This is a genomic window from Collinsella aerofaciens, from assembly GCF_039752985.1.
Lineage (GTDB): Bacteria > Actinomycetota > Coriobacteriia > Coriobacteriales > Coriobacteriaceae > Collinsella > Collinsella aerofaciens_BT.
Window position 1 is genome coordinate 1 of sequence record NZ_JBDMHA010000090.1, and the last position, 5,098, is coordinate 5,098.

General features: G+C 58.0%; 5 protein-coding genes. 2 read left to right on the forward strand and 3 right to left on the reverse strand.

What is annotated here, in order from left to right; genetic code table 11:
• Positions 1–275: 275 nt before the first annotated feature.
• From ABHR76_RS09330 to ABHR76_RS09340, 3 genes are read right to left on the reverse strand one after another with little or no spacing between them, the layout of a single operon-like run.
• Positions 276–974, reverse strand: coding sequence for an ABC-2 transporter permease (locus ABHR76_RS09330; RefSeq protein ID WP_346977498.1), 699 nt, complete (start codon positions 972–974; stop codon positions 276–278).
• Entirely contained in the window at positions 971–1,852 is an 882-nt protein-coding gene (locus ABHR76_RS09335; protein ID WP_346977500.1) for an ABC transporter ATP-binding protein, read from the reverse strand. Before ABHR76_RS09335 ends, ABHR76_RS09330 begins: the two co-directional genes overlap by 4 nt.
• Positions 1,853–1,875: 23 nt before the next feature.
• The gene (locus ABHR76_RS09340) at positions 1,876–2,256 is read right to left on the reverse strand and encodes a GntR family transcriptional regulator (protein WP_055309996.1); all 381 of its coding nucleotides are present in this window, start codon (positions 2,254–2,256) and stop codon (positions 1,876–1,878) included.
• Positions 2,257–2,822: 566 nt separating this feature from the next.
• On the opposite strand from ABHR76_RS09340, the gene ABHR76_RS09345 reads away from it, so the two are divergent.
• Positions 2,823–4,436, forward strand: coding sequence for a peptide chain release factor 3 (locus tag ABHR76_RS09345; protein ID WP_346977501.1), 1,614 nt, complete (start codon positions 2,823–2,825; stop codon positions 4,434–4,436).
• Between the two features lie 156 nt (positions 4,437–4,592).
• Positions 4,593–5,098, forward strand: a 506-nt coding sequence (locus ABHR76_RS09350; RefSeq protein ID WP_346977503.1) for a VUT family protein, incomplete at its 3' end; no start/stop codon positions are given.

The window sequence follows — 5,098 nt, forward strand, 5'->3', positions numbered from 1 at the left end:
ACACGGGTGCGGTACCTCCTTGGATAATGGGTTTATCCTGCGAGTTTTATGGACATGAGGATACCGCCCCACCATGAAGGTTTGATATGGCCGCGGCGAGACGGGGGCCATGTTCCGGGGAACCATTTGGTTAAGGCTCGAATTGTCGATATGCTGTCGACTTCTCTTTGGTTTCCAAGATCTAAACGGCATGCTTCGAAGGGCGGCGGCGTTGTTGTTGCTTCGTCTTATCTAGTAAATGAGGTGGCGTGCAGCCCAAGCCCTTTGGCTGTCGATTACAGGTCGCGTGCCCGATAGACCTTGGTGCTGACGGCGCAGCTGATTGCACATAGCGCGAGGGCAAGTGCGGCGATGCCTGCACACAGACAGCCCAGAACGGCAGGGTCGGGATTCGCTCCGGCAATCGACATGAGCCAGTTGCTGATGGGGTTGGAGGAGCTCAGCGTGGCCATGGCAAGGCATCCGAGCATGGCAAACAGGCCAACGGATAGGCGCAGCGCCTCCATGTGTCCAAATCGAAAGAACAGCGGCTGTGCCAAAAACACCATCATGAGGGAGATGAGCATCGATGCTGCCGAGGCGATTGCGATTTCAAAGACCGTCTGTCCCGTCGAAGGAATGCCCGCGCCATTGAAGAGCGGGATGGAGGCGATGCTCAAAAGCGTAGCTGCACATGCCATGAGGGCGGAGAAGACAATAACGCTCAGGTAGCGTGCGCGGATGATGTCTTTGCGCGAGAAGGGCAGCGTTGCCCGGTAGCGCTCCCAACCGTTTTGATTGTCGAAACCGGCCAGTGAGTTCATGACTATGATGGGCGACATGGCACTGACGGCGCAGGCGCCGGCGCTCATACCGGAATCGCCATCCGACGCGTTGACGAGCGTCAGCACAACGAAGATGAACAAGCCGACGCCCGCAATGCTCGGGATGAGCGTGCGAACGATGGCGAGTTCGGACATAAAGGCGCGTTTCATTTCGAAGCCCCTTTCAGTATGAGGCGCAGATAGTCATCAATGGTTGCCCGATCGCAGGGAATCTCGGGAAAGGCCTCGAGCGTTTCGCGACGGTTGGGTACGAGTACGTCCACGCTGTAGGCGTGACGGGCGGCACGGGCGCCTTCGACGCAAGCCATAAGCTCGGCAGCCTGCGATTGGGTGCAGTGGGCGATGCCAGCGCGGTCGGTAATATCCTCACGCGGCAGGTCAAAAATAATCGAGCCATTATCGATGCAGATGACGCGATCAGCGGTGCGATCGAGGTCGGACGTAATGTGACTCGAGAGCAGCACGCTGCGCTGACCGTCGGCGACAAAGGCAAGCAGCTCATCGAGCAGCTCCTCGCGTGCCATGGGATCGAGGCCCGCGGTGGCTTCGTCCAAAACGAGCAGCTTGGCCTTGTGGCTGAGCGCACAGGCAAGCTGAAGTTTCATGCCCATGCCGCGGGAGAGGTCCTTGACCTTTGTCTTGGGATCGAGGCCAAATCGGTTGATGAATCCGGCGAACGTTTCGCGGTCCCACGTGGGGTACGCTGGGCCTACGAGCGACTCGATCTGGCCCACCTTGAGCGTGGAGGGGAAGGGGCACGTGTCCAGGACAAGACCGACGCGGGAGCGTAGATGGCGTTGCGACTCATCGGGCGCGTCGGCGCCACAGCGCTGCCCAAATAGGTGCACTTCGCCGGCATCGAGCTTTATAAGCCCGAGAGCAGCTCGAATCGTCGTTGTTTTGCCAGCACCGTTGGCACCAACAAAGCCGATGATCTGGCCAGGCTCCACGGCAAGCGTGACGTCGCGCAGCGAAAAGCGGTCGCTTACAGCGTGTGAGATGCCTTTGAGTTCAAGCAAGTTTTGCATGGTATAGCCTTTCTTGCAGATGGCTACTGCATGGTTTCGGGGGCTACCAGGTCGAGCATCTCGTGCAGTTTGTCGCGCGTGACGCCCAGGGTTTCGGCTTGGCTCGCCGCTTTCGCAAGTAGCTCTTCGATATGGCAGAGCTGGTTTTCGCGCAAGAGTTCCTGGTTGCCCTCGGCGACAAAGCAGCCCTTGCCCTGCACGGTGCAGATAAACCCGAGTTGCTCTAGGTCGGCGTAGGCGCGCTTGGTGGTGATGACGCTCACGCCAAGATCGCTCGCGAGCGCACGGATGCTGGGGAGTTTGGCTCCCGCAGTGAGCGTGCCCGAAAGGATTTGAGCTTTGACCTGCGAGGATATCTGTTCGTAGATGGGCTTATCGCTCGAATTGGATAGGATGATGTCCACAGCGGCTCCTTAGCTGTTGGGCTACACGTGTATATAACCGGTAAGCACAGTATATATACACTATGCACAGTTATGCAAGAGCTAAATGTGGAATAGACCATCGGCGCCGCGCTTGCTCCAAAACAATCTCAATCTGTAACATCTGGATCCGTTTTTGGTCGCCAGCTGTTACAGATTGAGATGTTATTTTCCCGCCTGCCTATTTGTCTCAATCTGTAACAGTAAGAGTCGATTTGCGCGGCTAGATGTTACAGAACGAGACATTGGCTGCCTGCCTTTCCGTTTATCTCGATTTGTAACAGCTAGACCCAATTTGGGCGGCCAGATGTTACAGATTGAGATTGTGTCGGCGGGCAAGTTTGTTTTTCTCAATCTGTAACGCCTGGGTCCGTTTTGGGTCGCCTGCTGTTACAGATTGAGACAGTCTGCTGCAGAATACTTTCGATAACTAGCCGTTCACGTTCTGACTGATGAATTTGTCCTGATAGGCGCCCTAGAGCGAGATTTCGCGGCTACAATAGTACGGTTACAACGACGTAATGCACTCAATGCAAGAAAGGATCCGCATGGCAAGCCTGTCGGATGAAATCTCGTCGCGCCGCACATTCGCGATCATCAGCCACCCGGACGCCGGTAAGACCACACTTACCGAGAAGCTGCTGCTCTATACCGGCAGCATCCAGACTGCCGGCTCGGTCAAGGGCAAGAGCTCGGCCAAGCATGCCGTCTCGGACTGGATGGACATCGAGAAGGAGCGCGGTATTTCCGTTACTTCCTCGGTGCTGCAGTTCACCTACAACGGCGCCTGCGTCAACATCCTCGATACCCCCGGCCACCAGGACTTCTCGGAGGATACCTACCGTACCCTTATGGCCGCCGACGCTGCTGTTATGGTCATCGACGGCGCCAAGGGCGTCGAGGCCCAGACCAAAAAGCTCTTTAAGGTCTGTACGCTGCGCCACATTCCCATCTTCACCTTTGTGAACAAGCTCGACCACGAGGCTCGCGATCCGTTTGAGCTCATGGAAGAGATCGAGAACGTCCTGGGCATCAATACGTATCCCATGAACTGGCCGATCGGCAGCGGCCGCAACTTCCGCGGCGTGTTCGATCGTAAGACCCGTCGCGTCATTGCCTTCGAGGGCGACGGCCACGCCAACGCCACCAAGAAGGTCGCCGAGGTCGAGGCCGAGCTGGGCGACCCTGCCATGGATGAGCTCATCGGCGAGGAGAACCATAAGAACCTGATGGACGACATCGAGCTGCTCGATGGCGCTGGCGACGAGCTCGACTTGGATGCTGTGGCCTGCGGCAAGCTGAGCCCGGCGTTCTTTGGCTCGGCGCTCACCAACTTTGGCGTGGAGCCCTTCCTCAAGGAGTTCCTGCGTCTGGCCCCGACGCCGCGCGCCTATACCGATACGCTCACCAGCGAGCCGGTCGATCCCTGCCGCGACGACTTTAGCGGCTTTGTGTTTAAGATCCAGGCCAACATGGACAAGAACCACCGCGACCGCATCGCCTTTGTGCGCATTTGCTCGGGCAAGTTCGAGCGCGGCATGGACGCCTTCCACGTGCAGGGCAACCGCAAGCTTAAGCTTGCTACTGGCACCTCGATGATGGCCGATGACCGTGCGATTGTTGACGAGGCGTACGCGGGCGATATCGTGGGCCTGTTCGATCCGGGTATCTTTAGCATCGGCGACACTGTGTGCTCTGGCAAGCGCCACGTGCAGTATCCGCAGATCCCGACGTTTGCCCCCGAGATGTTCGCTCGCATTACGCAGGTCGACACGCTCAAGCGCAAGCAGTTCGTCAAGGGCATGGAGGAGCTTGCCCAAGAGGGTGCTATCCAGATCTTCCGCGAACTGGGTGCCGGCATGGAAAGCGTCATCGTGGGCGTGGTCGGCGTGCTGCAGTTTGAGGTGCTCGAGCGCCGCCTCAAGGCCGAATACCGTGTTGAGGTTCGTCGCCAGCCGTTGCCCTATACCGATATCCGCTGGATCCAGAACGACCCCGACACTATTGATATCCCGGGCCTTTCGCTCACGCGCGACACCCTGCGTGTCGAGGACATGCGCGGCGGTAAGCTGCTGCTGTTCACGAGCCCGTGGAACGTGGATTGGGCAACCGACCACAACCCCGACCTTATCCTGTCGGAGTTTGGCAACGTAGCGTTTTAACGCATCGGCGCGGTGGCCCTGCGGGGCTGCCGCGCCGATTGCTTGCCTGATGCCGCGCGAGCGGCTATCATACCCACCGTCGTCTCAAGACCGGGGCGTCCGAGCAGTTCGGGTCCGATATCCTGCTCGTTAAACCTAAAACCAAAGGAGTACATAATGATCAAGAAGGTCATGGAGGACTACAAGGTCCTGCTGCGGAGCATTCCCGCGGCAACGGTTTCGCTGTTTTTCGTGAGCGTCATCATGATGAACCTGCTGGCCAACAAAGAGCTCATCAGCCTGCCATATCTGGCGCTCGACTGTGGCTTTGTGGTGAGCTGGGTTTCGTTTTTGTGCCAGGACATGATCTGCAAGCGCTTTGGCGCCAAGGCATCCATCAAAATCTCTATCCTCGCGCTGCTGGTCAACCTGGCCGTGAGTCTGTGCTTTTGGGCATGCTCGCTCACGCCCGGCATGTGGGGCGCCTACTACGACACGGGCATGATCGAGGTCAACACTGCCCTTAACGCCACCATCGGCGGCACCTGGTACGTGGTGCTGGGCTCTTCGCTGGCAATGCTCGTTTCTGCCGTGGTTAACTCCACGCTCAACCAGTCGCTCGGCCGCATGCTCAAAAAGAATAACTTTGCGAGCTTTGCCTTCCGCTCCTATGTGTCCACGGG